Origin of the sequence: Streptomyces albicerus (assembly GCF_008905045.1) — a bacterium.
Lineage (GTDB): Bacteria > Actinomycetota > Actinomycetes > Streptomycetales > Streptomycetaceae > Streptomyces > Streptomyces albicerus.
In genome coordinates this window covers 1-26,818 of sequence record NZ_VWMY01000002.1, presented here as the reverse complement: position 1 = coordinate 26,818, position 26,818 = coordinate 1, and the positions used below count along the sequence as shown (strand labels likewise).

Below are 26,818 nucleotides of genomic sequence, written 5' to 3'. Positions count from 1 at the left end.
ATGCCGATCAGCATTCGAGAGGGTCCTGCGGTGGCCTCGGGCGGTCAGTCCACGCTGGGCAGGATGTGGGGCTCGGCGAGGTCGTCCTCGTAACCCGCCAGGCGGATCGGGGCGGACCTGGCCCAGACCTCGAGGCTGCCGAGCTCCTCGGGCCTGCGGCCCGTGTGCTCCGTGCGTTCCTTGGGGCGCTGATCGCGATTCGTCGTCTCCGGTGTCACCGCGCACTCCTTATGTGTCGGGTCACCCTCGGGGCGTGCAGGACCACTCTGCTACCGGTCGCCTGACGCCCGCTCGGGTTCGAGTAGAGGCCGTTCGGACGCGGTGGCGCCTGTCAACTCATGTGAGAGCAGGCCGTGGTGACCGGCTTGTCCCGGGACGGACCGTGGGTGTGGGTGGGACCCAAATAAGCTGTCCGTCCCGTACAGAGTACCCATATGAGCGGGTGCCCGCTCGATGGGGCTGAAAACAAGGTGTAACCGTCTGAAGTCGTTCGGGGTCCTTCGGCCTTCGGTTCGGCGTGTTTCACTCGGTTGTCCACAGGTACGGATCCACCCTTCCGGCCCTGTGCCAACATGATCAAACGCCCCAATGTCCACGCGAAGGAGCCCGACATGGCCGCCCAGCAGGTACGCGGTGTCATCGCACCCGGCAAGAACGAGCCGGTGCAGATCCGGACGATTCTCATCCCGGACCCGGGTCCCGGCGAGGCCGTGGTGAAGGTCCAGGCGTGCGGGGTGTGCCACACGGACCTGCACTACAAACAGGGCGGCATCAGCGACGACTACCCCTTCCTGCTCGGCCACGAGGCGTCGGGCGTGGTGGAGGCGGTCGGCGAGGGCGTCACGGACGTCGAGCCCGGCGACTTCGTGATCCTCAACTGGCGTGCGGTGTGCGGTCAGTGCCGGGCCTGTCTGCGCGGGCGGCCCTGGTACTGCTTCAACACCCACAACGCGCAGCAGAAGATGACCCTGGAGGACGGCACGGAACTCTCCCCCGCCCTGGGCATCGGCGCCTTCGCGGACAAGACCCTGGTCGCGGCGGGCCAGTGCACCAAGGTCGACCCGTCCGTGTCCCCCGCGGTCGCCGGGCTGCTCGGCTGCGGCGTGATGGCCGGCATCGGCGCGGCGATCAACACCGGCGGGGTGGGACGCGGTGACTCGGTGGCAGTCATCGGCTGCGGCGGCGTGGGTGACGCGGCCATCGCCGGGGCGAACCTGGCCGGCGCCGCGAAGATCATCGCCGTCGACATCGACGACCGCAAACTCGACAAGGCCCGCACCATGGGCGCCACCCACACCGTCAACTCCAAGGAGACCGACCCCGTCGAGGCCATCCGCGACCTGACCGGCGGCTTCGGCGCCGACGTCGTCATCGAGGCGGTCGGCCGCCCCGAGACCTACAAACAGGCCTTCTACGCCCGCGACCTGGCCGGCACGGTCGTCCTGGTCGGCGTCCCCACCCCGGAGATGAAACTCGAACTGCCGCTGCTGGACGTCTTCGGCCGCGGCGGCTCGCTGAAGTCCTCGTGGTACGGAGACTGCCTGCCCTCCCGCGACTTCCCCATGCTCGTCGACCTGCACCAGCAGGGCCGCCTCGACCTCGCGGCCTTCGTCACGGAGACCATCGAACTCGACGCGGTGGAGCAGGCCTTCGACCGTATGCACCAGGGTGACGTACTGCGCTCGGTGGTGGTGCTGTGATGGCCGCCCGTATCGAGCACCTCGTCACCTCGGGCACGTTCAGCCTGGACGGCGGCACCTGGGACGTCGACAACAACGTCTGGATCGTGGGCGACGACTCCGAGGCCGTGGTCATCGACGCGGCACACGACGCCGACGCCATCGCCGACGCGCTGGGCGACCGTACGCTCCGGGCGATCGTCTGCACCCACGCCCACAACGACCACATCGACGCGGCCCCGGCCCTCGCGGCCCGTACGGGCGCACCGATCCTGCTCCACCCGGACGACCTGCCCCTGTGGAAGCAGACCCACCCGGACCGTCTGCCGGACGGTGAGCTCTCCGACGGCCGACGGCTCTCCGTGGCGGGTGTGGAGCTGACCGTCCTGCACACACCGGGTCATGCTCCGGGTGCCGTGTGCCTGCATGCTCCGGAGCTGGGCACCGTCTTCACCGGCGACACCCTGTTCCAGGGCGGGCCGGGTGCGACGGGGCGGTCGTTCTCCCACTTCCCGACGATCGTCGAGTCCATCCGGTCCCGGCTGCTCGCCCTGCCCGCCGAGACGGTGGTCCGCACGGGTCACGGCGATTCGACGACGGTCGGCGCCGAGGCCCCGCATCTTCAGGAGTGGATCGACCGGGGTCACTGAGACGGGTCTGCCCGCCCCGGCCCCCGGGCATGGCGGCCCCGGGGCGGGGGCATTCCACGGTTCGCAGTTCAGTTCCCGTTGGTCCGGTCGAAAGCTGGCCATGATCTGCTGGCGCGAGACAACGGCCTTTCTCGCCCGCAGGGAGGACTGGCGCATGGAGCTGCGCAGTGTCGAAGAGCTGATGGATCTGCTGCACGCCTGCCGAGGGGCCTGGGACACCGCCCACCACGGCGGCCCTCCGGTCAATCTGCACGATCACGCGCTGCAGACCGCCGCACTGTTGCGCCGAAGTCGTCCCGCGGACAAGGAACTCCAGGTGGCTGGCCTGGTGCACGGCATAGGGCAGCTGCTGCGCCCCGGTGACGTGGCGGGGCACACGGACCTCGCGGCCGACGTGGTACGGCCGCTGCTCGGCGAGCGGGTCGCCCGTCTCGTCCGCCTCCAGAGGGAGGGCTGGGAGAACGACCCGGTCATGGAGGACGTGCTGATCCTGCGGCAGGCGGACGAAGCCGCCCGCACGGCCGGTCTGGACGCCGGGGTCCTGGAGGACTGGCGCACGGTGCTGGAACTCGTCTCGGCCGGCCACGCACGGCTGGGGGCTGTCGACTGACGACCATCTGCTCCCGGCCGAGGACTGTTGACTGACGGCCCGTCATGAGACCGTACGCGGATGACGTCGCCGTACGGACTCGAAGGCAGGGTCGCCATCGTGACCGGGGCCTCGCGCGGGATCGGGCTGGCCGTCGCCGAGGCGCTCCGCACTGCGGGGGCGCTGGTGTGCGTGACGGCTCGTGATCCGGACGGGGTGCGCAGGGCCGCCGAGGAACTCGGTGCCGTGGGGCTCGCGGGCTCGGTCGCCGATCCGGCGCATCTGCGGGAGCTGACCGGGCTGGCGCTGCGCGAGTTCGGGCGCATCGACATCGTGGTGAACAACGCGGCGACCAACCAGCCCTACGGCCCCCTCATGGACGCCGACCCGAACCGCTGGCGCGAGGCCTTCACCGTCAACGTCGAGGCACCGCTGCGGCTGGTGCAGCACGCGTGGCGGGCCTGGATGAGCGAGCACGGCGGCTCGGTGGTCAACATTTGCACCGAGGGCGCGGCCCACGTCGGCCCGAACGTGGGCGCGTACGGCACGAGCAAGGCGGCCCTGCTGCACCTCACCCGACAGCTCGCGGGCGAGCTGGCCCCGAAGGTGCGGGTCAACTCCGTCTCCCCGGGTCTCGTACGCACCGAGATGGCCCGCTTTGTGTGGGAGTCGGCGGAGGAAGAGCTGGCCGCCGGGCTCCCACTCGGCCGCATCGGCGAGCCCGAGGACATCGCACGGGCCGTCGTATGGCTGGCCTCGGACGCGGCGGACTGGATCACGGGGGCGGACCTGCTGGTGGACGGCGGTACACGGGTCAGAGCGGCGCACACGGCAACGGCGTACGCCGTGCATGAACGCCTGCGATCGCGTGCCCCGGGACAGGGCGCCCCCTAGCCCTCCACCTCGTCGACCAGTGCGCGGTCCCGGTCGACGTACGGGGTGGGTGCGCCTTGCGCCTCATGGCCGTTCGCCTCCGTGGCCCTCGGCGTCGATGACGTCGCGCTTGCCGGTGTGCTCGCGCTGGTCGAGCTCTGCCATCTCCGGGTGGTGCAGGTCGAAGGCGGGGGATTCGGAGCGGATGCGCGGCAGGACGGCGAAGTTGTGGCGAGGCGGGGGACAGGAGGTGGCCCATTCCAGGGAGCGGCCGTATCCCCAGGGGTCGTCGACCTCGATCCGCTCGCCGTACTTGGCGGTCTTCCACACGTTGTAGAGGAACGGCAGGGTGGACAGGCCGAGGAGGAAGGCGCCGATGGAGGAGACGGTGTTGAGGGCGGTGAAGCCGTCGGCGGCCAGATAGTCGGCGTAGCGGCGGGGCATGCCCTCGGCGCCGAGCCAGTGCTGGACGAGGAAGGTGGTGTGGAAGCCGACGAACAGGGTCCAGAAGTGGATCTTCTCCAGTCGGTGGTCGAGCATCGTGCCAGTCATCTTCGGCCACCAGAAGCTGAATCCGCCGAACATGGCGAAGACGATCGTGCCGAAGAGCACGTAGTGGAAGTGGGCGACCACGAAGTAGCTGTCGTGGACGTGGAGGTCCAGCGGCGGCGAGGCGAGCAGGATGCCGGTCAGGCCGCCGAAGAGGAACGTTACGAGGAAGCCGGCCGCCCACAGCATCGGTGGCTCGAACGAGACCGAGCCCTTCCACATCGTGCCGATCCAGTTGAAGAACTTCACCCCGGTGGGCACCGCGATCAGGAAGCTCATGAAGGAGAAGAAGGGCAGCAGCACGGCCCCGGTGGCGAACATGTGGTGCGCCCATACGGTCACGGACAGGCCAGTGATGGCGATGGTGGCGCCCACCAGCCCCATGTAGCCGAAGATCGGCTTGCGGGAGAAGACGGGGAGGATCTCGGTGATCACGCCGAAGAAGGGCAGGGCGAGAATATAGACCTCGGGGTGGCCGAAGAACCAGAAGAGGTGCTGCCACAGGATCGCTCCGCCGTTCTCCGGGTCGAAGATGTGCGCGCCGAACTTCCGGTCCACCTCCAGTGCGAACAGGGCGGCGGCCAGGACGGGGAAGGCGAGCAACACCAGTACCGAGGTGAGCAGTACGTTCCACGTGAAGATCGGCATGCGGAACATGGTCATACCAGGGGCGCGCATGCAGATGATGGTGGTGATGAAGTTGACCGCGCCGAGGATCGTGCCGAAGCCGGCCAGTGCCAGCCCCATGATCCACAGGTCGCCGCCGACATGGGCGGTGCGCTCGCCGCCGCTCAGGGGCGTGTAAGCGGTCCAGCCGAAGTCGGCGGCGCCCTGCGGGGTGAGGAAACTGCTCAGAACGATCAGCCCGCCGAAGAGGAACAGCCAGTACGAGAACATGTTCAGCCGCGGGAAGGCCACGTCCGGCGAGCCGATCTGTAGCGGCATGATCGCGTTGGCGAACCCCGCGAAGGTGGGGGTGGCGAACAACAGCAGCATGATCGTGCCGTGCATCGTGAACGCCTGGTTGTACTGCTCGGAGGACAGCGACTGCAGACCCGGCCGGGCCAACTCAGCCCGGATCGCCATCGCCAGCGCCCCGCCGATCAGGAAGAATCCGAAGGATGTGATCAGGTAGAGATGGCCGATCTTCTTGTGGTCGGTCGTGGTCAGCCAGGTGACGATGACCTGGCCTCTGCTGCGGCGTTCGGCCGCCGGGACCGGAGCAACGGGTTCGGTACGGGGCGCCATCAGTTCCCTCACTCGGCAGCAATCGGTGCGGTGCACGGGCAGGCCCTGCCTGCCTTCGCGTGGCGCAGCGCGTAACCAGCCCGGCGGAATTCAGTCCTGCCGATTCGGCACCACACCGGGGAGCGGCCCAATGGGGGCAGAATGGACGTGTGGCCCGTGGCCCCGTCAGCCGCCCCGGGGTCCTTCCCGACGCCCTGTGCGCGAGCCCTGATACGCGGCGCGGCGGGTCACGGCCAGGGCGCTGCCGGGGGTGAATCCGCGAGGGGTGTGCGCGTCCGAACCGCAGGGGCGGTTCGACAGCCGCCACCGCGCCCAGGCCCCTACCCTCGAAGACGCCCGACACCGCGCGGATCGGCCGCAGATCCCGTGCGCCGTACCGCTCCTCGCGGCCCCACCGGCAGTGCCACGAGTCCGTACGCCGACCAGCAACACGCGGGCGGGCCGGTCCGTCAGCGCACTCCAGACCGGACGGCGGACGAGCGCGCAGGGGACGGCACGCAGCAGCAAGCCCAGAAGCCCCCGGCGACCGGTGGTGAAGCGCAGGCGGAGGGGGTCGGCGGTCGCGTTCCAGGTGTCGTCCGCGACGCTCACGCCGACCAGCACGACACGCACTGTGTCGAAGATGTCGGTGCAGCTGATGAATTCCGCCGTCCGGCGGGTGGGAGCCAACAACAGCCGTTCCCCGTCGGCCCACTCCAGCATCACGTCGCTGCACGGCCCGAACGGCGACCGCAGCCAGCGCCCCAGCACGACGCGCGTACCGGAGGAGGTACCCAGGCCCGCGATCCAGCCGTCGAAACGCAGTCGTGGGTGTCGCGTGGCTTCGCCGAAGATCCGGCTCATCCGTTGGCTTCCGGGAGACAGGGCCTGGAAGCCCCGAGCCGTACGTGCCTGACTCCTTTCGAGAAATGCACGAGAGGCTCACCGACGGGTGAGGGGAGGCCTGCCGCAGTGGTCAGCGTCTCCTCCATGACATCGACCGTGGCGTCGGTCAGCGGCCACGGTTCGTGCTCCACGGGCGTCTCCCAGAGAACCCCCAGTCGGCGGGTGTACGCCCGCCACCGCGAGGTCAGCCACACGTCCCGCTCCGTAGGCGCGATGGGATCTCCGTGACGGACGACGAGGCGGTAGGAACGCCCCCCCCGTTATCTTCTTCGCGGTCCTGCAAGAGGACTGCTGGCCTCCGGGCCCGGCATGACTGGTCCCCCCTGTCGAACCGATGACCTGGGGGGTGGTGCCACCGGGCCCGAGAGGCGCCGTTGGAGACGCTGATGAGAGGTCCGACTACCGCCCCGCCGAGCGCAACGCCCGGCCGTACGCGGGCGGCAGGTCTGCATAACGTGGATGCGCGCACGACGCCAACGCCCAGGCCAGCACGCACGACATCCGTTCGGGAGGACGGCTTGAACGACAGCGACGAGATAGGCGTCTTCCTCGGCCTGGACGTGGGCAAAAGCGCCCACCACGGCCACGGACTCACCCCAGCAGGCAAGAAGGTCTTCGACAAACAGCTGCCCAACACCGAACCGAAGCTGCGGGACGTCTTCGACAAGCTGAAGACCAAGTTCGGCACCGTCCTGGTGATCGTGGACCAGCCGGCCTCCATCGGCGCTCTGCCTCTGTCCGTCGCCCGGGACGCGGGCTGCAAGGTCGCCTACCTGCCCGGCCTGGCGATGCGGCGGATCGCCGACCTCTACCCCGGCGAGGCGAAAACCGACGCGAAGGACGCCGCGGTGATCGCGGACGCGGCCCGCACCATGCCAAACACCCTGCGCTCGCTGGAACTGACCGACGAGATCACCGCCGAGCTGACCGTGCTGGTGGGCTTCGACCAGGATCTCGCGGCCGAGGCCACCCGCACCTCCAACCGGATCCGCGGCCTGCTCACCCAGTTCCACCCGTCGCTGGAACGAGTCCTGGGCCCGCGTCTGGACCACCAAGCCGTGACCTGGCTGCTCGAACGCTACGGATCCCCGGCCGCGCTGCGAAAGGCCGGACGCCGCAGGCTGGTCGAGGTGATCCGCCCGAAGGCCCCGCGCATGGCGAAGCGGCTGATCGACGATGTCTTCGACGCGCTCGACGAGCAGACCGTCGTCGTCCCGGGCACCGGCACCCTCGACATCGTGATCCCGTCGCTGGCCCGCTCCCTCGGCGCCGTCCATGAACAACGCCGGGCGACAGAAGCCCAGATCAGCACCCTGCTGGAGGACCACCCTCTTGCCAAGGTCCTGACCTCGATGCCAGGGGTCGCGGTCAGGACCGCCGCAACACTGCTGGTCACCGTCGGCGACGGCACCAGCTTCCCCACCGCCGCCCACCTGGCCTCCTACGCCGGCCTTGCCCCGACCACGAAGTCCTCCGGGACCTCGATCCACGGCGAACATGCCCCACGCGGCGGCAACCGGCAGCTCAAACGCGCGATGTTCCTCTCCGCGTTCGCCGCCCTGCACGACCCCGCCTCCCGCACCTACTACGACAAGTGCCGCGCCCGCGGGAAGACCCACACGCAGGCACTTCTCCGCCTGGCCCGGCAACGGATCAACGTGCTCTTCGCGATGCTCCGCGACGGCACCTTCTACGAACCCCGAACCCCACGCCTCGCTTGACCAAAGACATAGAGGCACCCCCCGGTCCACCTGGAACCGGCGTACGAGACGGTGTCCGCGCTCGTGGTGATGCTCAGGCTGCCGGGGTTGTACGGCGCGCCGATGACCCGAGCCGCCACCATCAGGGGAAAGGCGACCTCGATGGACAGGAACCACAGCCCGTCCCGCCCGTTCCGATGGCGGACGTAGGTGCGCAGATTGGTCTCCTCGAAGGTCGGGAGTCCGGGCATCGCGGCGGGGACGCCGGGAGGGCGCACGTCCGCCATGACGAAGGGGGTGAGCCCCACCCAGGCGGCTCCGTCGTACTCGTCCACCACAAGTTCCTCGGGCAGCAGGGCCTGAACCACCTCCGGCCGGAAGGGCCAGTGGATGAACGTCTGGGTCAGCCAGCTTGCCCGCAGGGCCGGCACCCGCACCCTCTGCTCCGCTCCATAAGCCACCACAGTCGGCGAGTCCCCACCCACGGTCGGGGAAAACGCCCAAGTCACGGGCCCGGGACTGCCGTTCCGCAGCCGAGGTCAGGGGATCAGCTGCGTGTTTCGTGCGGGCCCGTGCCATTCGAGGAACAGGACGGTGGCGTCGTCGGAGAGGCTGCCGTGGTGGTGGTCGAGAACCGCCCGCATGAGCCGGCGCAGCGTTTCGGGGACGGGCAGCCCGTCGGCGTGGTGTCGAATGATGAAGTCGGTGAACTGGGCGAGGCCGAATTCACGGCCGCGGAGGTCGCGGGCTTCGGTGATGCCGTCGGTGTGGAACAGCAGCCGGTCACCGGGCTGCAGTTGCTCGGTGCACACCGTGACATCGAGTCCGAGGCTGGTGCCCATGGGGTGTGCCGGCCGGCATCGCAGGGTGGTCGTCCAGCGGCCGTCACGGATCAGTACGGGGGGATGGTGGCCGCGGTTGATCCAGGTGAGGGAGCCGGTGGCGGCGTCGAGGTCGGCGAGGATCCCGGTCACGTAGCGCTGGATGCCGAACTCCTGCGACAGGGCCTGCTCGATGCGTTCGCTGATGGTGGCCAGATCGGTGCCCTGGCGGCGTTCGGCCCGGCAGGAGGCAACGGCCAGGTTGGCGGTCAGGCCGGCGGCGGTGTCGTGGCCCATGGCGTCGAAGATCGCCAGATGGACGGTGTCGCCGGCCACGGCGTAGTCGAAGGCGTCGCCGGCGATGTCGTACGCGGGTTCCATGGCGGCCGCGATCACCACATGACGGTTGGCGTGGCTCAGGGGAGGAGTGAGCTTCCACTGCATCTCGGCGGCGACGTTCATGGGCTGCCCGCGCACGAGGCGCGCGTAGGAGTCGCTGAAGGGGCGCTTGCTGACCAGCAGGTGACCCATCAGTGAGGCGAGGTGGCGCATCGCCGCGTCCGGCCCGTCGGCGGCGGCCTCGACGCGGAGAACGGCCAGGCGTTCCGTGCCGTCCAGCACCGGCACCCAGTACACGCGGCGCTCTCCGGCGGGTTCCGGGCCGGACAGCGTGCGCGTGTACCGGAAAGCCCGCCCCGGCAGGGAGGACTCGATCGGGTACTCGTGGCCTCCCTCCCACGCGTCCAGGCCCCGCCCGGTCAGTTCCCGCAGCGTCACCTGGCGCAGGTCGGCCACGTAGAGCCGGGCGTTGTGCAGGCCGCCGACGGCAGCGTGCTCGGCCAGCAGATCGGGCAGGTCCTCCAGCGCGGCCAGGTGCGCGTCGTCCAGAAGCCCGCCCAGCATCAGCGCTGTACCGTCGCCGGTCATGATCACCGCCTCGGCCCGGGTACCGGGAAGCAGGAAGGTGTGGGCCAGCAAAGCGCTGGTACCACGAGGCTACCGTCGGCAGTACCGAACATCGGCACCTTCCGGGTACCGATCCCGTCGGCGGCCGGGCCCCGGCCGCCGACGGGCCGGACGAACACAGATCAGTCGAGGCCCATCGCCTTACGGACGGCGTCCCGGGTGCGGTCCATCAACGCGGCGACCGGACCGAGCGCCACGTTGGCCGCCGCGGACTCCACGCCCGGGTGCGGGTGGGTGGGCGCCATGGCCTCCGCTGCCTTGATGCCCTTGGCCAGTGAGGCGAGAGTCGAGGTGTCGGCGCTGCGCCGGATGTGGATGAACTCGTAGCGTTCCTCCGCGCGGGCGTGCTCCTGGACCTCGGTGCGCAGCGCCAGCAACTGGGGCATGAACTTGGGGTCCTTGGTGTCCATACCGTCCAGAGCGCTCAGCGTCTCCTTCGCCGAGCGCTCCTCCCGCAGACGCTCGTCCACGATGTCGTCCCCGGCCGTGACGTTGCGCCGGACGAACGGGTGCACCACCTCTTCCTCCGCCGTCTCATGGACGGCGAGCAGGCGCACCAGCCGACGGAAGGCCTCCTGCCGTTCGTCCCCGGAGCCTGCCTCGACCTCGTCGAAGAGATTGCGGATGTCCCCGTGCTGACGCATGAGGAGGGCCACTACATCGTCGTCCAAGGCGGCGTCCTCGCCGGCCTGCGGCGTGTGAAGCTCGGACATGGCGGGCCTCCTCACTTCTCCCGCAGGGCGGGGTCAGGGTGTTCGCCTTCGGTCTCGATGCGGTACTCGCGCCCGAACATCTCGTCGTGCTCTGCCATCACCCGTTCGCTGGGCGGCTCCTCGCCACCGTGGATCTGCTCCTGCATCCGCTCGAACCGCTCGTGCGCCTCCTGTACGTAGCCGGCGCCGAGCGTGGTCAGGTCGATCTGGGTGTCCAGCAGTTCGCGGAGGTAGCCCTTGTTCGGCTCGAAGGTCAGCACGTCGGGCAGCTGCGGCGCCAGGACCGACCCGGGGTCCCGGCCGTCGTGACGGCGCATCAGGTCACAGGCGATGTGCAGGTGTTCCAGCTCCTGGTTCAGGTGCAGCTCCCAGATGGCCTTCACCTTGGGGTCGCTCTCCTGCTCCATGAAGGAGTAGTAGAGGTAGCACTCGTTGTACTCGTGGCTGACGAGCTGCTCCCACCAGGTCTCGCCCGGGTCGACGAGGGACTCGTAGTGGGTGACGTGCTCCTCCTCGATGAGGCCGATCTCCTGGTAAAGCTGGCGGGCGATCGGCTCCATGTACTGTGGGCCGACGTTCATGTAGAAGTTCATGGTCTGCTGCTCCGCCGACATGATCGTCAACGCGTGCAGCTTCGACAGCGGGTCGGTGCGCATGGTGTCGTAGGGGTCGCGCACGTTGTCGGTCGGGTGACGGTGGTGGAACTTCGTGGGCCGTCCCGGCATCACCTCGGTCAGGCCCTCGACGATCGACTCCGCCTTGCGGTGCTCGATCATCTCGTAGAGGTTGGCGTACCGGTACAGGTGGTCGAAGTCCTCGAGCACACCGAACTGGTAGGCCTGCTTCAGGTACGGATCCGGTTCCATCCGGGCGACCCAGGCCGTGAGATCGACCGCCACCTGCTCGTAGGCGATGGTGGTCTCCAACACCGAAGACACCCCGGGAAGCAGCCAGTTGACCGCTTTCTGCTGCTGGTGCTCGATGTAGCGGACCTCGGCCAGCTGCCGTTTGACCTCGGGATCGACCGTGTTGCGGGCCAGTTGATGACTGAACAGGATCGACTCGACCTCAATGCCGTTCATCGTGATGATCCGGCAGCGGGTGTAAGGATCACCGTGGTCGGGGTCGATCGGCTTGACGTTCAGCTCGCGCCAGTTCCTGAGCTGACGGTCCAAGGGGATACCGCGTTGATCCAGGGGATTGAAGGTCACCTGTGCCTCCTGACAGCCGATGGTGGATACGGCGGGTCTCCCACTTCGAGGAGATCACTCTCCGCAGGGAAAATGTCAGCCATGTTCGGCGCCCGGGCACGAGCCCGGGCTTCCCCGCCGGGCCGCTACTGGCCGTCACTCGGTCGGCGGCCCGGCACAAGGCACCTGAACGCTCGGCCACGGCTCCTCGGCAGGGTTGCGTGGCGGTGCCGGGGCAACAACGGTCGCGGACGCACCCGCCGGCACCGCCCGGTACGGACAGGTGGCTGGCAGTGACGATCAACCGTGAACCAGGCGACCTGCGGCGGCCTTCTCCAGGGTGGTGAGGACGTCCTCGCCCATGTGCGTCCCGGCAGCGTCGTCATGGGCGCGCGCGGTGGTGGAATCGATACTGACCAAGGACAGATCCACCTCACCCCGCTTCGCGGCTTCCGCGATCAGGCCCTCCAGCAGGGCCTTGAAGACACCCGCGTCACGCCACTGCCGGAAGCGGTTGTGACCGGTCGACCAGGCGCCGAACTCCATCGGCATCTCCCGCCACTGCCCGCCGGTCCTGAACCGCCAGATCACGCCCTCGAACTGCTGCAGCAGCCGCTCGGGATACGGGCCGTACTCACCGGTCGGCAGGTACGGCCCGATGAACTCCCATTCCTCATCAGTCAGTTGCACTCGCGTCACGCAAGAAGACCTACGGTCCAGACCCCGCCACAAGAGCGAATGCCACAGATTGATCACGACTCGATACGTGCCCTAGGGGCAATGCTGTGACTCTGTTGGCGATCTTGCCGGGGATGCTGACAGGTCGTCTGTTCGGCGGTTTGCTGGGATGAGGCGGGGTGGTTCCGGGGAGAGNGTGACTCTGTTGGCGATCTTGCCGGGGATGCTGACAGGTCGTCTGTTCGGCGGTTTGCTGGGATGAGGCGGGGTGGTTCCGGGGAGAGGGCCGGAGATGTCCTTGCGGGCCAGGAGTTACCAACGGATCCCGACGCGAACGGTGTTGACGGCGTGGGCGGCGTGCCCGAAGGGCACGCCGGCGATGCTGATGCGGGACCGGCTGGATGTGGTGTTCAAGGACGAGGAGTTCGCGGACCTGTTCCCCAAGGACGGTCGACCGGGCTTGTCGCCGGGGCAGTTGGCGCTGGTGTCGGTGCTGCAGTTCGCGGAGAACCTGTCCGACCGTGCGGCCGCGAACGCGGTCCGCACCAGGATCGACTGGAAATACGCGATGGGCCTGGAGCTGGACGATCCCGGCTTCGACCATTCGGTGCTGTGCGAGTTCCGGGCCCGGCTGGCCGAGGCCGACGCCGCGGACCGGCTGCTGCAGGTGATGCTGCACCGGCTGGCCGAGGCCGGACTGCTCAAATCCGGCGGACGGCAGCGCACCGACGCGACCCACGTGCTCGCGGCGGTACGCACGCTCAGCCGGCTGGAGCTGGTCGGCGAGAGTCTGCGGGCCGCTCTGGAACAGCTCGCCCAGGCGGACCCGGACTGGCTGCTGCCGCTGGTCGAGCCGGAGTGGGACAAGCGCTACGGGCGCAAGGTGGAGATCGGCAAGGTCCCCGGCGGGAAGGCCGGGGTCACCGCCCTGGCAGAGGCCATCGGCCGGGACGGGCAGAAGATCCTGGCCGCCGCGTGGGCGGCCGGCGCCCCGACCAGGCTCCGGACACTGACGCAGGTGGAGATCCTGCGCCGGGTCTGGGTGCACCACTATTACTGGGACGCCCGCGGGCTGCTGCGCTGGCGCGACGGCCACGCGCTGCCACCCGCGTCGCTGCGGTTCGATTCCCCGTACGACACCGATGCGCACTACTGCGTCAAACGGGACACCACCTGGTCCGGCTACCGCACCCATTTCACCGAAACGTGCACGTCAGAACTGCCGGAGGTGGTCGTGCACGTGGCCACCACGATCGCCCCGGTCCAGGACGGCAAGCTCACCGCCCAGATCCACGACGACCTCGCGGCGATCGACCTCACTCCGGCCGAGCACGCGGTCGACGCCGCCTACGTCAGCCCCGTGCAGATCGAACGCGCCCGGCGGGTGCACGGCATCACCCTGCTCGGCCCGGTCGCACCCGACCACAGCCACCAGGCCAAAAGCGGAGCCGGGTTCGACAAGGCCGCCTTCTCGATCGACTGGGAGCACCGCCGGGCCACCTGCCCCCAGGGCAACCTCAGCCGCGAGTGGCGGCCTCTGCGCATCAGCGGGCACGACTACATCCAGGTCAAGTTCGACAAGGCCAATTGTCTGGCCTGCCCCGTGCGCCCGCAGTGCACCGACGCGGTCAGTGGTCCGCGCTCACTCGCGCTGCTGCCCACCCGCGAACTGCATGAGATCCAGCAGCACAACCGTCTCGACCAGCGCACCGAGGACTGGCAGCGCCGGTACGCGATCCGCGCCGGCGTCGAAGCCACCCTCTCCCAGAACGTCCACGCCTACGGCCTGCGCCGAACCCGCTACCGCGGCCTGCCGAAAACGCACATCGGGCACGTCCTGACCGCACTGGCCTGCAATGTCACCCGCATCGCCGACTGGATCGCCGAACCGACCCGTCCCCGACGGGCACCCAGCCACTTCCGCGCCCTCTGTACCGCCCTCAACTGACCCCGGCAAGATCGCCAACAGAGTCACGGCATTGNCGTCCCCGACGGGCACCCAGCCACTTCCGCGCCCTCTGTACCGCCCTCAACTGACCCCGGCAAGATCGCCAACAGAGTCACGGCATTGGGGCTAGGGGCGCGGGGAACTGCGCGACCAGCCACACCCGACCCGCAGCCTCACGACGGCGCCCAGACACCCTGCTCAAGTCCCGCGCAGCGACCCGTTACCACTTGCCGGGCGCGTAGTCCTTCAAAAAGACCCCGTACAGATCCTCGCCCTGCTCACCGCGCACGATCGGGTCGTACACGCGGGCCGCCCCGTCGATCAGATCGAGGGGCGCGTGAAACCCCGCGTCGGCGAGGCGCATCTTGTCCGGGTGAGGCCGCTCGTCGGTGATCCAGCCGGTGTCGACGGCGGTCATCAGGATGCGGTCCTTCTCGAACATCTCCTGGGCGCTGGTGCGGGTGAGCATGTTGAGCGCGGCCTTGGCCATGTTCGTGTGCGGGTGGCCCGCGCCCTTGTAGCCACGGTTGAAGACACCCTCCATGGCGGAGACGTTCACGATGTACGTGCGGTTCGCCCGGGCGGCCGCCATCGCCGCGCGCAAACGGCTGATGAGGATGAACGGCGCGGTGGAGTTGCAGAGCTGGACCTCCAGGAGCTCGACCGGCGTGACCTCCTCTACGGCCTGGATCCAGCTGTTGGTGTCGTGCAGGTCGGGCACGAGGCCGCCCGCGTCGATGGCCGTACCGGCGGCGATCCGCTCAAGCGAGGCGGAGCCGGACACCAGGGCCAGGTCGGTGACGTCCTGCGCGGTCAGCGCGCTGCCCCCGGCGACGGGAAGCGCGGCCACGGCGCCGGAGCCGAAGGTGCCGATCACCTCGGCGGGCGGCAGTTCACCGGCGGGCAGCGGTCCCGACTCGGCGGCGAGCAGTTCGCTGTAGGCACCCGGGGAGCGGCGTACGGTCTGGGCGGCGTTGTTGATCAGGATGTCGAGCGGGCCCGCGGCGGCGACCGAGTCGGCGAGGGCGACCACCTGGGCCGGGTCGCGCAGGTCGATGCCGACGATCTTCAGCCGGCCGATCCACTCGTCGCTGTCGGGCATGGCCTTGAAGCGGCGGATCGCGTCGTTCGGGAAGCGCGTGGTGATCGTGGTGTGCGCCCCGTCGCGCAGCAGCCTGAGCGCGATGTACATGCCGATCTTGGCGCGGCCGCCGGTGAGCAGCGCGCGCTTGCCGGTGAGGTCGGTGCGGGCGTCGCGGCGGGACCGGTTCTCGGCGGCGCAGTTCTGGCAGAGCTGGTGGTAGAAGTAGTCGACCTCGACGTACCGGGTCTTGCAGGTGTAGCAGGAGCGCGGGCGCTGGAGTATCCCCGCGATCTGGCCCTCGTCCGTCACCGACGACGGCAGGATGCCCTCGGTCTCGTCGTCGATGCGCTGGGCGGAGCCGGTGGCCGTGGACTCGGTGACCGCCTTGTCATGGGCGGTCTTGGCGGCCCTGCGCTCCTGGCGGCGGCGCTGCTTGACCGTGCGGTAGACGCCCGCGGTGGCGCGGCGCACGGCGACGGCGTCGGGGTGGTCGACCTCCAGCTTGTCGAGTTCCTCGAGCACGCTGAGGCAGACGGCCAGCCGCTCCGGGTCGATGCCGGGACCGTACGAGCCTGCCGGGGCCTCTGCCGTGTCCACGGCGGGGGCCGCCTGGCTGTCCTCTGTCACCGTCATCGCCGTTGCCGTTCCTCAGGTTCCGCGCCGCGCTCGAACCGCGCTCGCTTTCGAAGGCGGAATTTTACGGAGCTCAGGGCAAAGGCACCAAACCCGCGGTGATCACCGGCCGTTTCCGGGCCCGGAGAAGCCACCTGTTCCGGGCCCAGGGAAGGCGACCGCAGCCCGCCACTGGACCCGGAGGCGACGGTTCAGGGCACGCAGGCGGCGAGCAGCTCCTCCACCTCGGCGGTCAGTGCCTTGGCGAACCGGTCGAGGTCCGGCACGGCCTCCGCGTCGGCGACGAGCCCGTAGTGGACGCGCCCGCGGAACGTGGAGACCGCGACCGCCAGGGACTGACCGCGGGCCAGCGGGGCGAGCGGATAGACCTCGGTCAGCGGGCAGCCGCCGAGCTTCATGCCGAGGCTGGGCAGCGGCACGCTGGTGACCAGGATGTCGAAGAGCAGCCGGGCCGCCTGGCCGACGACCGGCCCGCCGAGCCGGTGGCCGAGTGCCGGAACGTGGTCGGCGAGCAGCGCGACGGCACCCGCGCCCCGGTTGGGGCCCGCGTCCTTGTTGCGGTTCATGGCCGTACGCACCGTGTCGAGCCGTCCGAGCGGGTCCGGGTCGTCGACGGGAAGCCGTATCAGGTAACCGGAGAGCCGGTTGCCCTGCGGATGCGCGGTGCGCGGACGGCGCCGCGAGACGGGGATCAGGGCCCGGGGCGCCACGCCCTCGCTGCCGTCGCCGCGCTCGTCCAGCCAGCGGCGCAGGGCGCCGGCGACGACGGCGATCAGGACGTCGTTGACGGTGCCGCCCGCGCTCTTGCGGATCTTGTGCACCTCGTCGAGATCCACGTTCACGCCCGCGATGCGGCGGGTGCCGGTCGGCTCCGAGACCAGGGCGGAGGAGGACCGTACGCCCCAGGTGGCGCGGGCCACGGAGGCTCCGATGTCGAGGGCCCGGCTCACGTCGGAGAGTGTGCCGCGGACGAAGCCGGGCAGCTTGCGCACGTCGGGGAGGAAGCCTCGCGAGGGTTCCTCGGGGCGCGGGCGGGGCGTGGGCATGTCCATGGGGTCGAGGACTGCCGCCGCGAGCGTCAGGGCCCGCAGCCCGTCGGCCAGGGCGTGGTGGAACTTGAAGAGCACGGCGAAGGAGGTGCCGTCCACGCCGGGCACGACGTGGGCCTCCCACGGGGGCTTGCCGCGCTCCAGCGGGCGCTGCATGATCGCGCCCGCGGCCTCGTGGAAGTCCGCGGCGGGGGCGTGCAGCCGAACGTGGTCGAACGGCTCGAAGTCCGGGGCGGGCTCGCGGGCGGCGCCTCCGAAGGCGAGCGGTCGGCGCAGATCGAAGGCCAGCGGCTGCCGCAGGTCGAGCGGCTGCCAGACGTCCCGGATCCTCATGCGCAGCCCGGGAACACCGGCCGCGCGGGCCGCGAGCAGGTCCGCCGCGTGCGGGGCCGCGGCGGGCGAGTTGGCCGCGAAGACCCCGAGAGCCCCGAGGTGCATCGGGTGCTCGGCGGACTCGATGTTCCAGAACGCCAGGTCGAGTGGTGCGAGAAGGTCAGAGGTCAAGGGCTTGGCTCTCGCGTCGACGACGGGTGAGCAAGCAGTCAAACCCGCCTGGGCGATTACGGTCAAGTACGATCAAGCTACGCACAGTTAACAGCAGATTAAGTCCGGCCGCCGGTGAAAGGGGGCGGGACTCGTGTGGCCTATGAGGTCCCGTCAGGGTGGGCGGAATCACTTCAGGGCGGCGGCGCGGCGTCCACGGCCGTGCCCGCCAGGACCGCCAGTGAGCCGCCCCCGGCCAGCCCGGCGGCGCGGACAGCGGGAGCGGCGAGGCCGCCGCCCTGCTTGGCGGCAGCCGTCACCCCCGGCCCCGTGCAGGCGCCGGGTCCATCGCATGCGGAAGGCCTCCGTTGTCGGTCTCATACGGAAGACCTCCGTCCTCGTCGGGTCAGGCAGCCGGGCAACCCGCCGGGGCTGCCTGGGACGCGTCGCGGATCAGCGCCTCGTGCGCGGCCTTCAGCCGTGGCACGTCCGGCTTGATCACCTTGCGGTCGTACGTCATGAGACCGTTCAGCTCGCCCTCCACATCGGATATCTGGGTGTAGACGGCGCCGTTGCCACCCAGGCAGACCAGCGCACGCACCTCGGCGAGGCGGGCCACGTAGTCGTCGCCCCGTCGGGCGCGGGCAGCAGGGCGGGGCTCGGACAGCCGTGCTCGTCCACGAGGTCGCCGGTGCCGCCGTCGGCCCCCAGGTTGAGGCCCGACATGTCGTTGACCGGCCGCGTCGGGTCCCAGGCCTTGGTCTGTTCGGCGCGCGTCCTGTCCGAGCTCATGACAAGCCAACAGGCTCCTCAGGTCTGCCGGGGAGCGAGTGCCGCGAGGCCGGCGCGGACCGCGGCCGCGCTCTCGTCGAGCTCGGCACGCTCGCGCACCCGCCAGTCCGCGTCGATCCGGAAGTCGTCCCCGAGGAAGCGGGGGAAGACGTGCAGGTGCACGTGGAAGACCTCCTGCATGGCGGCCTCGCCGTCGGCCAGAAAGAAGTTGATGCCACAGCAACGCAGGGGTGAGCGACGCAGCGCACGGGCGAGCCGGTGGGCCACCACCCATACATGGGCACCCAGGGTCTCCTCGAGGTCCTCCAAGCCGACCGCATGCGCCTTGGGGACGACGAGGAGATGGCCGGGCGTGACGGGTTGGAGGTCCATGAAGGCCACTACCGCCTCGTCCTCGTAGACGGTGCTGGCCTCGGCCTCACCTTGCGCAATGGCGCAGAAGACGCACTCGCTCACGACCCGGCTCTCTCCGCGACGACCGTCTACGACACCTGCTGGCCCTTCCCGAGGGCGATCACGCCGCCCTTGGAGACCGTGTAGAGCTCCTCGTCCCGTTCCGGGTTGACGCCGATCGTCGCTCCCGGGGGCACCTGTACGTTCTTGTCGAGGACCGCGCCGCGGACGACGGCGCCCCGGCCGATGTGCACGTTGTCGTGCAGGACCGAGCCCTGGACGACGGCGCCCGGGTCGACGACGACGCCCGGCGAGAGGACCGAGCGGGTGACCTGGCCGCGGATCAGGCAGCCCGCGCTGATGATGGACTCGCTGGCTATGCCGCCCGCGTTGAACCGGGCAGGCGACAGCTGGCCGGAGTGGGTGTAGATGGGCCAGCTGCGGTTGTAGAGGTTGAAGGCGGGCCGCTCTGCGATCAGGTCCATGTGGGCGTCGTAGTACGCGTCGAGGGTGCCGACGTCACGCCAGTAGCCCTGGTCGCGGACGGTCTCGCCGGGCACGTGGTTCTGGCTGAAGTCGTACAGCTGGGCCTCGCCGCGGTCGGTGAGCTGCGGCAGGATCGAACCGCCCATGTCGTGTACGGAGTTCTCCTCCTCGGCGTCCCGCTGGAGCGCCTCGATCAGGGCCTTGGTGGTGAAGATGTAGTTGCCCATCGAAGCGAAGACGGACTCGGGGTCGTCGGGCAGGCCCGGCGGGTCCGCGGGCTTCTCCAGGAAGCTGTCGACGGTCAGGCCATCGGTTCCGGGGGCGATGACGCCGAAGGACGACGACTCGCCTCTCGGCACCCGTATCCCGGCGACGGTCACGCCCGCCCCGCTGTCCATGTGCTGGGTGAGCATCTGCCGCGGATCCATGCGGTACACGTGGTCGGCGCCGAACACCGCGACGTACTCGGGCTGTTCGTCGTGCACGAGGTTCAGCGACTGCAGGATCGCGTCGGCGCTGCCCAGGTACCAGCGCGGGCCGAGCCGCTGCTGCGCCGGGACCGGTGTCACGTAGTTGCCCAGGAGGCTGGACATCCGCCAGGTCGTGGTGATGTGCCGGTCGAGCGAGTGCGACTTGTACTGCGTCAGGACGCAGATCCGCAGGACGTCGGCGTTCACGAGATTGGAGAGTACAAAGTCCACCAGGCGATACGTTCCGCCGAAAGTGACCGCGGGTTTCGCGCGGTCCGCGGTCAGGGGCATCAGGCGTTTGCCTTCTCCGCCCGCCAGTACGATTCCCAGCACCGAAGGTCCACCGCGTCGCATGCCGCCGCCCCTCTACCCGCCCGGTTTGTGCCACTTTCTCGAACTACACCTGTCAGAGGACTACCCCTCTTTGAGAAGTTCCTCGTACAGCTGGACCGTGCGCCGGGCCACCGCGTCCCAGCCGAACTCCCGCACCGCCCGCTCCCGTCCGGCCTCGCCCATGCGCCGGGCGGCCTCCGGATCGGCGAGCAGCGAGTCGAGGGCACGCGCTAACTGCGCCTCGAAATCGTCCTCGACGGAGACCAGCAGACCGGTCTCGCCGTCGGCGACGACTTCGGGGATCCCGCCCACCCGCGAGGCCACGACGGCCGTTCCGCAGGCCATCGCCTCCAAGTTGACGATGCCCAGGGGCTCGTACACCGAGGGGCAGACGAACACGGCGGCGTGCGTGAGGAGTTGGATCACGTCCGGACGCGGCAGCATCTGCGGGATCCAGAACACGCCCTCGCGTACGCGGCTGAGCTCCTGGAACAGATCGCGGAACTCCTGGTCGATCTCCGCGGTGTCCGGGGCGCCCGCGCACAGCACGACCTGCGCGGCCGGGTCGATGTCCCGTACCGCGCGCAGCAGATAGGGCACGCCCTTCTGGCGGGTGATGCGGCCGACGAACAGCACGAACGGGCGGCTCGGGTCGAGACCGATGCGGTCGATGACGTCCGTTCCGTGGTCCGGCTTGTAGAGGGAGGTGTCGATGCCGTTGTGCACGACGCGCACCTTCGCCGGGTCCAGGGACGGATAGCAGCCGAGGATGTCCTCGCGCATGGCCCCGGAGACGGCGATCACCGCGTCGGCGGCCTCGACGGCGGTGCGCTCCGCCCAGCTGGAGAGGGCGTAGCCGCCGCCGAGTTGCTCGGCCTTCCAGGGGCGCAGCGGCTCCAGGGAGTGGGCGGTCATGACGTGCGGGATGCCGTACAGCAGTTTCGCGAAGTGGCCGGCGAGGTTCGCGTACCAGGTGTGCGAGTGGACCAGTTCGCGGCCTTCGAGGGCGGCGGCGATGGAAAGGTCCACGGAGAACGTGCGCAGCGCGTCGTTCGCGCCGTCGAGCGTGGGCCAGGGCCGGTGCCGTACGACTCCGCCAGAGGCACCCTCGCCCCAGCAGTGCACGTCGAGGTCGGTGAGGGGCCTCAACTCCCGGGCGAGGAACTCGACATGGACCCCCGCACCGCCGTACACGTCCGGCGGGTACTCCCGGGTCAGCAGTCCCACTCGCACCCGGAACCCCCTGTCTCAGCGGCTGACTCCCTCATGGTCACCCAGAAGTGGCCCGTGGGGAAGACCGCAACGGAAGCCCGCGGTCATGACGCTGCCCGCCGCGGCGGAATCGGGCTCAGACGCGACGGGGAGGACGTACGAAGCAGCAGTCGCCGCATACGCCGCCGCCGGGGACCCGGTAGTAGAGGCAGCAGCTGCGCCTGCGGAACACCGTGCCGTTCAGGGTGCCGGTGTCCCGCAGGTCGGGGTGGTCGAGGAGTTCGGCGGCGAGTGTGCGGGCGCGATCGCCCGCCTCGGTACGGCCGTTGGCGCGGGACCACTTGTCGAGTTCGCGTGCGGCGCCCGCGAGGGCCGAGGCGGCGTTGCCCCACAACAGGCCCGCGGAGACGGGGTGCCGGGCCCGCAGCGCCGCCGCGAGGGGGTCGAGGTGGCCGTGCTGCACGACCTGCCGGATCGTCGCCGCGTCGCCGGGGAGCGCGCGCACCTCGGCCAGCCACAGGTCGTCGGGCGCGCTGCCGTCCACGTCCCAGCGCAGCAGCCGGGGGTCGAGATCGGGCACCTGCCCGTAGAGCGCGGCCGCGCCCAGAGCCACCGACCACAGCCGGGCGGCAAGCCCCTGCTGCGCCACCGAGACCCCGATCCGCGTCTCGGGGGCGTCCAGCAGCCGTACGACCTTGCGGACACGGAAAGTGAGCGGATCCGACTCGTCGGTGACGCTTTGTGTCGCGTAGGCCTCCGCGAGCGTCGGCAGCGGCGGCCGTCCTGTGCGCAGGGCGAAGAAACCTTCGAGGGAGGCGAGTCGGGCGAGATCGGGGTCGAGGTCCACAGAGATCAAGTACACCAAGCGGGCATAAGGGAGCCACTAGGGGGGTTGTAGTCGCTGCACCCAACCTGGGGAGGAGTGGGCGTAGGTCGTACTCCATCGGCAGTAGGACCCAATGAATCCTCAGGTACGACGACACGGGAGCTTTTGCGAGGGATCGTATTAACCATGGAAGCCGACCGTTCGCCGCGCCGGACGCTCCGCTCACCGGAGCCGGTCCGCCACACGAGGAGGAGTGACACATGAACGCCCTCGTGCTGTCGGTGCTGCTCTCTCTCGTCTCCGCCGTCGCCTACGCCGGCGGGGCCATCGTGCAGGAGCGGGTCGCGGCGAACACGCCCGACACGACGTACGCTCCCATGCGCCAGCTCGTCTGGTGGGCCGCGGTGGGTCTGAACGGCCTCGGCGGGCTGCTGCACGTGGTGGCGCTCGCCTACGGACCGCTCAGCCTGGTCCAGCCGCTGGGTGCGCTGACCATCGTGTTCGCGCTTCCCATGGCGGCGCTCTTCGTGCGCCGCAAGGCCGGAGCGACCGCCTGGCGGGGCGCGATCATGGCGACGGTCGGCCTGGCCGGTCTCCTCGCGCTGGTCGGCACGGCCGACTCGCAGTCCCTCAACAGCACCCAGCGCGTGGTGGTGGCCCTGGTCACCGGCGGCGTGGTGGTGGCCCTGATGATGGCGGCCCGCGCGGCGCACCGGCACCCGGCCGTACGCAGTGTGCTGCTGGCCATCGCGGCGGGCGTCGCCTTCGGTATGTCGTCGGTGTTCACGAAGTCGGTCGCGGTGGACTGGACGGGCGGCGTCTCGCTCGTCGATGTACCGAGCCTGGCCGTGATCGGCGTCCTGGGGACCGCCGGGATGCTGCTGTCGCAGGCGTCCTACCGGGGCGCCGGACTCGCGGCGCCGCTGGCCACGCTGACCGTCGTGAACCCCATAGTGGCCGCCGCAGTCGGCCTCACGATGTTCGGCGAGACGTTCCGCTACGGCGAGACGGGCACCGCCCTCGCGCTGGGCTGCGGGGTCGTCGCCGCGGGCGGCCTGATCCTGCTCACCACGGAGCGGATCAGCGGCACGGGGCGTACCGAGCCGGTTCCCGTGGCGGCCGTGGCGGCGGCCGACGGATCCCTGAGGGCCGAACCCGGCCTGCGTGGCGAGCCGAGCCTGGGTGCCGGGACGAACCGCTTCGAGGGCTTCGAGGAGACCGCCGTTCTGCCCAAGCAGCCCGTCCGGACGGAGCGGCTGGTCTCCGCGGGGGTACGGGAGGAGGCTCAGGTAGGGGAAGAGACGTTCGCGCCCGCCGAGATGCTTGCCGCCGCTGCCTCCGGCTCCGGCTCCGGCTCCGGCTCCGGCTCCGGCTCCGCACGGGAGGATGCCCTCCTGCCGCCACCGGGGTCCAACGGGCCGCCGCCCCTTGGCGATACGCCGGACGACGACACGGTGGACAAAGCTCAATGGCCCGGCGGCGTCTACTACGCGGCTCCCTACCTACCGTTGCTGCCCGCCCCAGTGGTGATCCGCTCCTACGTCAAATCCTGACGCCACCCGCGCGCAGATACGCGACCGGATCGATGTCGCTGCCGAAACCGGGCCCCGTCCGCACCTCGAAGTGCAGATGCGGGCCCGTGCTGTTGCCCGTGGAACCGGAGCGGCCGATGCGCTGGCCGCTCACCACGCTCTGCCCGGGCTTCACGGAGATCGCCGACAGGTGGGCGTACTGGGTGTAGCGGCCGTCGCCGTGCCGGATCACCACCTGGTAGCCGAAGGATCCGCCCCAGCCCGCGGTCACGACACTGCCTGACCCGACCGACTTGACGGACGTGCCGGTGGGCACCGGGAAGTCGACGCCCGTGTGGTAGCCCTTCGACCAGGAGGAGCCCGCCGCGTGGTACGGCGTTCCGGTGCCGCCGTCCACCGGTGCGGTGAGAGTGTGCGTCGACGGGCGGGTCTTCTTCTCGGTCTTCTCCGTGGGGGCCTTGTCGGTCGAAGCCTTCTCCGTCGAGGCCTTGTCGGTCGACGGTGACGGGCCGCCGCTGCCCGGCGCGGCCTTCGGCTTCACGTTCAGCCGCTGGCCGGGCACGATCAGGTCCGGGTCGGCGCCGACGGCCTTGCGGTTGGTGTCGTACAACTGCCGCCAGCCGCCCGGGACCTTGCGGGCGCCCGCGATGCCGGAGAGGGTGTCGCCGCGGACGACCGTGTACATCTCGGCGGTGCCGGCCTGGGACTGGGGCGTGGTCTGCGGCTGTACGTCGCGGACGGTGCGCTTGGTCGTCTGGGTGGAGCTGCCCGACGGGTTGATGTCGGGGGTGTCGCCGCCGAGCGTGAGGCCCGCGCGTACCGAGCAGACCGGCCAGGCACGGGGGCCCTGGCCCTTCAGGACCTTCTCGGCGACGGCGATCTGCTGGTCCTTGGTGGCGAGGTCGGCGCGTGCCGCATAGGTCCTGCCGCCGAATGCCTCCCACGTGGACTGACTGAACTGCAGCCCGCCGTAGTAGCCGTTACCGGTGTTGATCTTCCAGTTGTTGGTGGACTCGCAGGCGGCGACCTTGTTCCAGGTGTCCACGTCGGCCCCGTGCGCGACGCCGGTACCGATGAGCGGTATCGCCATTCCGGCGCCGCCCACCGTGACGGTGAGTGAGGCGCGGTTGATCCTGTTCGGCTGATACCGGCGATGCCGACCGCGTACGGCCATGACGGAGCCCCCTCGACAAGCGTCAGGAGCGGCAAAAGTAAACGCTGCTAACTGGCCATGACAAGAGGGCTATCGGCCGCTCTGACTCGCCAAGTGACCTGGAATGGACCCTCGTTGGCCGGTGTTGCTGTGTATGCCCGTGGCAGGTGTGACGGCGAAGTTCGGCGCGTGGCTGAGGCAGGGGCGGCTCCGCTGCGTACACACCATCGGCAAGTCAGGATGTGCGGTCGGCGTACCGGCACGTCAGGATGGTCAGTGGGGCAAACTGGCGGGCACGACCGGCACCACCGATTCAGGACCTTTTAGGAGCCAACCGTATGAGCAGTTCAGCCCAGATCGGCGTCACGGGTCTCGCGGTCATGGGGCGCAATCTCGCCCGTAACTTCGCGCGCAACGGATACACGGTCGCCCTGCACAACCGCACGGCCTCGCGTACGCGCGCGCTGGTGGAGGAATTCGGCAGCGAGGGCGACTTCATCTCGACGGAGACCGCCAAGGAGTTCGTGGCCGCCCTCGAACGGCCGCGGCGCCTGGTGATCATGGTGAAGGCCGGTGAGCCGACCGACGCGGTGATCCAGGAGTTCGCCCCGCTCCTGGAGCCTGGCGACATGATCATCGACGGCGGCAACGCACACTTCGCGGACACCCGGCGCCGGGAGCGCGAACTGCGCGAGCAGGGCATCCACTTCGTCGGCGCGGGCATCTCCGGCGGCGAGGAGGGCGCGCTGCACGGGCCGAGCATCATGCCGGGCGGTCCGGTCGAATCGTACGAGTCGCTCGGTCCGATGCTGGAGAAGATCTCCGCGAAGGCCGCCGACGGCGCGCCGTGTGTCACGCACGTCGGTCCCGACGGGGCCGGGCACTTCGTGAAGATGGTGCACAACGGCATCGAGTACGCCGACATGCAGCTCATCGGCGAGGCGTACCAGCTGCTGCGCGATGTGGCGGGCTACTCCCCCGCGCAGATCGCGGACATCTTCCGCACCTGGAACACGGGACGGCTCGACTCCTACCTGATCGAGATCACCGCCGAGGTGCTGTCGCACGTGGACGCGGCCACGGGCAAGCCCTTCGTGGACGTGGTGCAGGACCGGGCCGAGCAGAAGGGCACGGGCCGCTGGACCGTACAGATCGCGCTTGACCTGGGCGTTCCGGTGTCGGGCATCGCCGAGGCCGTCTTCGCGCGGTCCCTCTCCGGTCACACCGAGCTGCGCGAGGCCTCGCGCGGGCTCGCCGGACCGAAGGCCACGGCGCTGAGCGAGGCCGAGGCCTCCGCCTTCGCGGACCAGGTGGAGCAGGCACTGTACGCGTCGAAGATCGTGTCCTACACGCAGGGGTTCCACGAGATCGCGGCCGGCAGTGCCGAGTACGGCTGGGACGTCGACCTCGGTGCGGTCTCGGCGATCTGGCGCGGCGGGTGCATCATTCGCGCGGCGTTCCTCGATCGCATCCGCGCCGCGTACGACACGCGGGCCGACCTGCCGAGTCTGCTGTCCGACGACACCTTCGCGCAGGAGATCGGGGCGGCTCAGGACGACTGGCGGGCGGTTCTCGTCGCCGCCGTGCGCGAGGGTGTGCCTACGCCGGGGTTCGCTGCGGCGCTCGCGTACTACGACGCGTTGCGTGCGGAGCGGTTGCCTGCGGCGCTTACGCAGGGGCAGCGGGACTTCTTTGGGGCGCACACGTATCGGCGGACCGATCGGGAGGGGTCGTTCCACACGTTGTGGGGTGGGGATCGGTCCGAAGTAGCGGGCTGAACGTGGCCGGTTTGTTGTCTGCGGGTCGTGGGGGCTGGTCGCGCCCACGCGGCGGAGCCGCATGATGTCACAGCCCCGCGCCCCTGAAAGACGGGCTGCGCCCTG

General features: G+C 69.8%; 21 protein-coding genes and 5 pseudogenes. 8 read left to right on the top strand and 18 right to left on the bottom strand.

Annotation, left to right across the window (positions count from 1 at the left end; all coding sequences use genetic code 11):
• Window positions 1-44 precede the first annotated feature (44 nt).
• Complete coding sequence (locus GAS53_RS01675; protein WP_151475572.1) at window positions 45-218, bottom strand: hypothetical protein; 174 nt, start codon at window positions 216-218, stop codon at window positions 45-47.
• Between the two features lie 393 nt (window positions 219-611).
• Here GAS53_RS01675 and GAS53_RS01670 point away from each other — a divergent pair, with 393 nt between their 5' ends.
• The 4 genes from GAS53_RS01670 (at window position 612) to GAS53_RS01655 (ending at window position 3,812) form a co-directional block, all read left to right on the top strand.
• Complete coding sequence (locus GAS53_RS01670) at window positions 612-1,700, top strand: S-(hydroxymethyl)mycothiol dehydrogenase (RefSeq protein ID WP_151475571.1); 1,089 nt, start codon at window positions 612-614, stop codon at window positions 1,698-1,700.
• On the top strand, window positions 1,700-2,329 hold the full coding sequence (locus GAS53_RS01665; RefSeq protein ID WP_151475570.1) for an MBL fold metallo-hydrolase: 630 nt from the start codon (window positions 1,700-1,702) through the stop codon (window positions 2,327-2,329). The genes GAS53_RS01670 and GAS53_RS01665 overlap by 1 nt, the downstream gene beginning before the upstream one ends.
• Before the next feature lie 154 nt (window positions 2,330-2,483).
• Window positions 2,484-2,939 carry a hypothetical protein gene (locus GAS53_RS01660; protein WP_151475569.1) on the top strand — a complete coding sequence of 152 codons (456 nt, stop codon included), beginning with the start codon at window positions 2,484-2,486 and terminating at the stop codon, window positions 2,937-2,939.
• A 60-nt stretch (window positions 2,940-2,999) separates the two neighbouring features.
• Window positions 3,000-3,812, top strand: coding sequence for an SDR family oxidoreductase (locus tag GAS53_RS01655; RefSeq protein ID WP_151475568.1), 813 nt, complete (start codon window positions 3,000-3,002; stop codon window positions 3,810-3,812).
• Between the two features lie 63 nt (window positions 3,813-3,875).
• On the opposite strand, the gene ctaD is transcribed toward GAS53_RS01655, so the two are convergent.
• From ctaD to GAS53_RS01640, 3 genes and pseudogenes are all read right to left on the bottom strand, one after another.
• A complete protein-coding gene (gene ctaD / locus GAS53_RS01650) occupies window positions 3,876-5,588 on the bottom strand; it encodes an aa3-type cytochrome oxidase subunit I (protein WP_192582903.1) in 1,713 nt (570 codons plus the stop codon).
• Between the two features lie 274 nt (window positions 5,589-5,862).
• Window positions 5,863-6,431 (bottom strand): annotated as a pseudogene (locus tag GAS53_RS01645) (hypothetical protein); the annotation flags it as partial.
• A pseudogene (locus GAS53_RS01640) lies at window positions 6,428-6,730 on the bottom strand (DUF2071 domain-containing protein); the annotation flags it as partial. The pseudogenes GAS53_RS01645 and GAS53_RS01640, both read right to left, overlap by 4 nt.
• A 261-nt stretch (window positions 6,731-6,991) precedes the next feature.
• Between GAS53_RS01640 and GAS53_RS01635 the strand changes: the two are divergent.
• A complete protein-coding gene (locus GAS53_RS01635; protein ID WP_151475567.1) occupies window positions 6,992-8,194 on the top strand; it encodes an IS110 family RNA-guided transposase in 1,203 nt (400 codons plus the stop codon).
• 8 nt (window positions 8,195-8,202) lie between these two features.
• On the opposite strand, the pseudogene GAS53_RS01630 reads toward GAS53_RS01635, so the two are convergent.
• The 5 genes and pseudogenes from GAS53_RS01630 to GAS53_RS01610 form a co-directional block, all read right to left on the bottom strand.
• A pseudogene (locus GAS53_RS01630) lies at window positions 8,203-8,610 on the bottom strand (DUF2071 domain-containing protein); the annotation flags it as partial.
• A 102-nt stretch (window positions 8,611-8,712) separates the two neighbouring features.
• Window positions 8,713-9,921 (bottom strand): PP2C family protein-serine/threonine phosphatase, encoded by a 1,209-nt coding sequence (locus GAS53_RS01625; protein ID WP_151475566.1) that lies wholly within the window; start codon window positions 9,919-9,921, stop codon window positions 8,713-8,715.
• A 161-nt stretch (window positions 9,922-10,082) separates the two neighbouring features.
• Window positions 10,083-10,673 (bottom strand): hemerythrin domain-containing protein, encoded by a 591-nt coding sequence (locus GAS53_RS01620; protein WP_151475565.1) that lies wholly within the window; start codon window positions 10,671-10,673, stop codon window positions 10,083-10,085.
• Window positions 10,674-10,684: 11 nt separating this feature from the next.
• A complete protein-coding gene (locus GAS53_RS01615) occupies window positions 10,685-11,884 on the bottom strand; it encodes a hypothetical protein (RefSeq protein ID WP_151475564.1) in 1,200 nt (399 codons plus the stop codon).
• A gap of 303 nt (window positions 11,885-12,187) precedes the next feature.
• Window positions 12,188-12,562 (bottom strand): annotated as a pseudogene (locus GAS53_RS01610) (transposase); the annotation flags it as partial.
• A gap of 271 nt (window positions 12,563-12,833) precedes the next feature.
• Between GAS53_RS01610 and GAS53_RS01605 the strand changes: the two are divergent.
• Window positions 12,834-14,489 carry an IS1182 family transposase gene (locus GAS53_RS01605; RefSeq protein ID WP_151475562.1) on the top strand — a complete coding sequence of 552 codons (1,656 nt, stop codon included), beginning with the start codon at window positions 12,834-12,836 and terminating at the stop codon, window positions 14,487-14,489.
• A 220-nt stretch (window positions 14,490-14,709) separates the two neighbouring features.
• On the opposite strand, the gene GAS53_RS01600 is transcribed toward GAS53_RS01605, so the two are convergent.
• From GAS53_RS01600 to GAS53_RS01565, 8 genes and pseudogenes are all read right to left on the bottom strand, one after another.
• Window positions 14,710-16,206 carry an SDR family NAD(P)-dependent oxidoreductase gene (locus GAS53_RS01600; RefSeq protein WP_151475561.1) on the bottom strand — a complete coding sequence of 499 codons (1,497 nt, stop codon included), beginning with the start codon at window positions 16,204-16,206 and terminating at the stop codon, window positions 14,710-14,712.
• A gap of 191 nt (window positions 16,207-16,397) precedes the next feature.
• Window positions 16,398-17,759: a wax ester/triacylglycerol synthase family O-acyltransferase gene (locus GAS53_RS01595; protein ID WP_151475560.1), complete on the bottom strand. Its 1,362-nt coding sequence runs from the start codon at window positions 17,757-17,759 to the stop codon at window positions 16,398-16,400.
• 173 nt (window positions 17,760-17,932) lie between these two features.
• Window positions 17,933-18,058, bottom strand: a complete 126-nt coding sequence (locus GAS53_RS57550; protein ID WP_263974095.1) for a hypothetical protein — start codon at window positions 18,056-18,058, stop codon at window positions 17,933-17,935.
• Between the two features lie 86 nt (window positions 18,059-18,144).
• Window positions 18,145-18,509 (bottom strand): annotated as a pseudogene (locus GAS53_RS01585) (glycoside hydrolase family 2); the annotation flags it as partial.
• 39 nt (window positions 18,510-18,548) lie between these two features.
• Window positions 18,549-18,986 (bottom strand): HIT family protein, encoded by a 438-nt coding sequence (locus GAS53_RS01580; RefSeq protein ID WP_151475559.1) that lies wholly within the window; start codon window positions 18,984-18,986, stop codon window positions 18,549-18,551.
• Window positions 18,987-19,012: 26 nt separating this feature from the next.
• A complete protein-coding gene (glgC, locus tag GAS53_RS01575) occupies window positions 19,013-20,233 on the bottom strand; it encodes a glucose-1-phosphate adenylyltransferase (RefSeq protein ID WP_151475558.1) in 1,221 nt (406 codons plus the stop codon).
• Between the two features lie 60 nt (window positions 20,234-20,293).
• Window positions 20,294-21,445 carry a glycogen synthase gene (gene glgA, locus GAS53_RS01570; protein WP_151475557.1) on the bottom strand — a complete coding sequence of 384 codons (1,152 nt, stop codon included), beginning with the start codon at window positions 21,443-21,445 and terminating at the stop codon, window positions 20,294-20,296.
• A 115-nt stretch (window positions 21,446-21,560) separates the two neighbouring features.
• Entirely contained in the window at window positions 21,561-22,289 is a 729-nt protein-coding gene (locus GAS53_RS01565; protein ID WP_151475556.1) for a (2Fe-2S)-binding protein, read from the bottom strand.
• Window positions 22,290-22,510: 221 nt separating this feature from the next.
• Here GAS53_RS01565 and GAS53_RS01560 point away from each other — a divergent pair, with 221 nt between their 5' ends.
• Window positions 22,511-23,803 (top strand): DMT family transporter, encoded by a 1,293-nt coding sequence (locus GAS53_RS01560; protein ID WP_151475555.1) that lies wholly within the window; start codon window positions 22,511-22,513, stop codon window positions 23,801-23,803.
• On the opposite strand, the gene GAS53_RS01555 is transcribed toward GAS53_RS01560, so the two are convergent.
• A complete protein-coding gene (locus GAS53_RS01555) occupies window positions 23,793-24,956 on the bottom strand; it encodes a transglycosylase family protein (RefSeq protein WP_151475554.1) in 1,164 nt (387 codons plus the stop codon). The two genes, GAS53_RS01560 and GAS53_RS01555, sit on opposite strands and share 11 nt — an antisense overlap.
• A gap of 317 nt (window positions 24,957-25,273) precedes the next feature.
• Here GAS53_RS01555 and gndA point away from each other — a divergent pair, with 317 nt between their 5' ends.
• Window positions 25,274-26,713: an NADP-dependent phosphogluconate dehydrogenase gene (gene gndA, locus GAS53_RS01550; protein WP_151475553.1), complete on the top strand. Its 1,440-nt coding sequence runs from the start codon at window positions 25,274-25,276 to the stop codon at window positions 26,711-26,713.
• Window positions 26,714-26,818: the final 105 nt, after the last annotated feature.

Coding starts and splice junctions, on each gene's coding strand:
- GAS53_RS01670 (WP_151475571.1), top strand. CDS start 612: ATGGCCGCCCAGCAGGTACGCGGTGTCATCGCACCCGGCAAGAACGAG.
- GAS53_RS01665 (WP_151475570.1), top strand. CDS start 1,700: ATGGCCGCCCGTATCGAGCACCTCGTCACCTCGGGCACGTTCAGCCTG.
- GAS53_RS01660 (WP_151475569.1), top strand. CDS start 2,484: ATGGAGCTGCGCAGTGTCGAAGAGCTGATGGATCTGCTGCACGCCTGC.
- GAS53_RS01655 (WP_151475568.1), top strand. CDS start 3,000: ATGACGTCGCCGTACGGACTCGAAGGCAGGGTCGCCATCGTGACCGGG.
- ctaD (WP_192582903.1), bottom strand. CDS start 5,588: ATGGCGCCCCGTACCGAACCCGTTGCTCCGGTCCCGGCGGCCGAACGC.
- GAS53_RS01625 (WP_151475566.1), bottom strand. CDS start 9,921: ATGACCGGCGACGGTACAGCGCTGATGCTGGGCGGGCTTCTGGACGAC.
- GAS53_RS01620 (WP_151475565.1), bottom strand. CDS start 10,673: ATGTCCGAGCTTCACACGCCGCAGGCCGGCGAGGACGCCGCCTTGGAC.
- GAS53_RS01605 (WP_151475562.1), top strand. CDS start 12,834: ATGTCCTTGCGGGCCAGGAGTTACCAACGGATCCCGACGCGAACGGTG.
- GAS53_RS01600 (WP_151475561.1), bottom strand. CDS start 16,206: ATGACGGTGACAGAGGACAGCCAGGCGGCCCCCGCCGTGGACACGGCA.
- glgC (WP_151475558.1), bottom strand. CDS start 20,233: ATGCGACGCGGTGGACCTTCGGTGCTGGGAATCGTACTGGCGGGCGGA.
- GAS53_RS01560 (WP_151475555.1), top strand. CDS start 22,511: ATGAACGCCCTCGTGCTGTCGGTGCTGCTCTCTCTCGTCTCCGCCGTC.
- GAS53_RS01555 (WP_151475554.1), bottom strand. CDS start 24,956: ATGGCCGTACGCGGTCGGCATCGCCGGTATCAGCCGAACAGGATCAAC.
- gndA (WP_151475553.1), top strand. CDS start 25,274: ATGAGCAGTTCAGCCCAGATCGGCGTCACGGGTCTCGCGGTCATGGGG.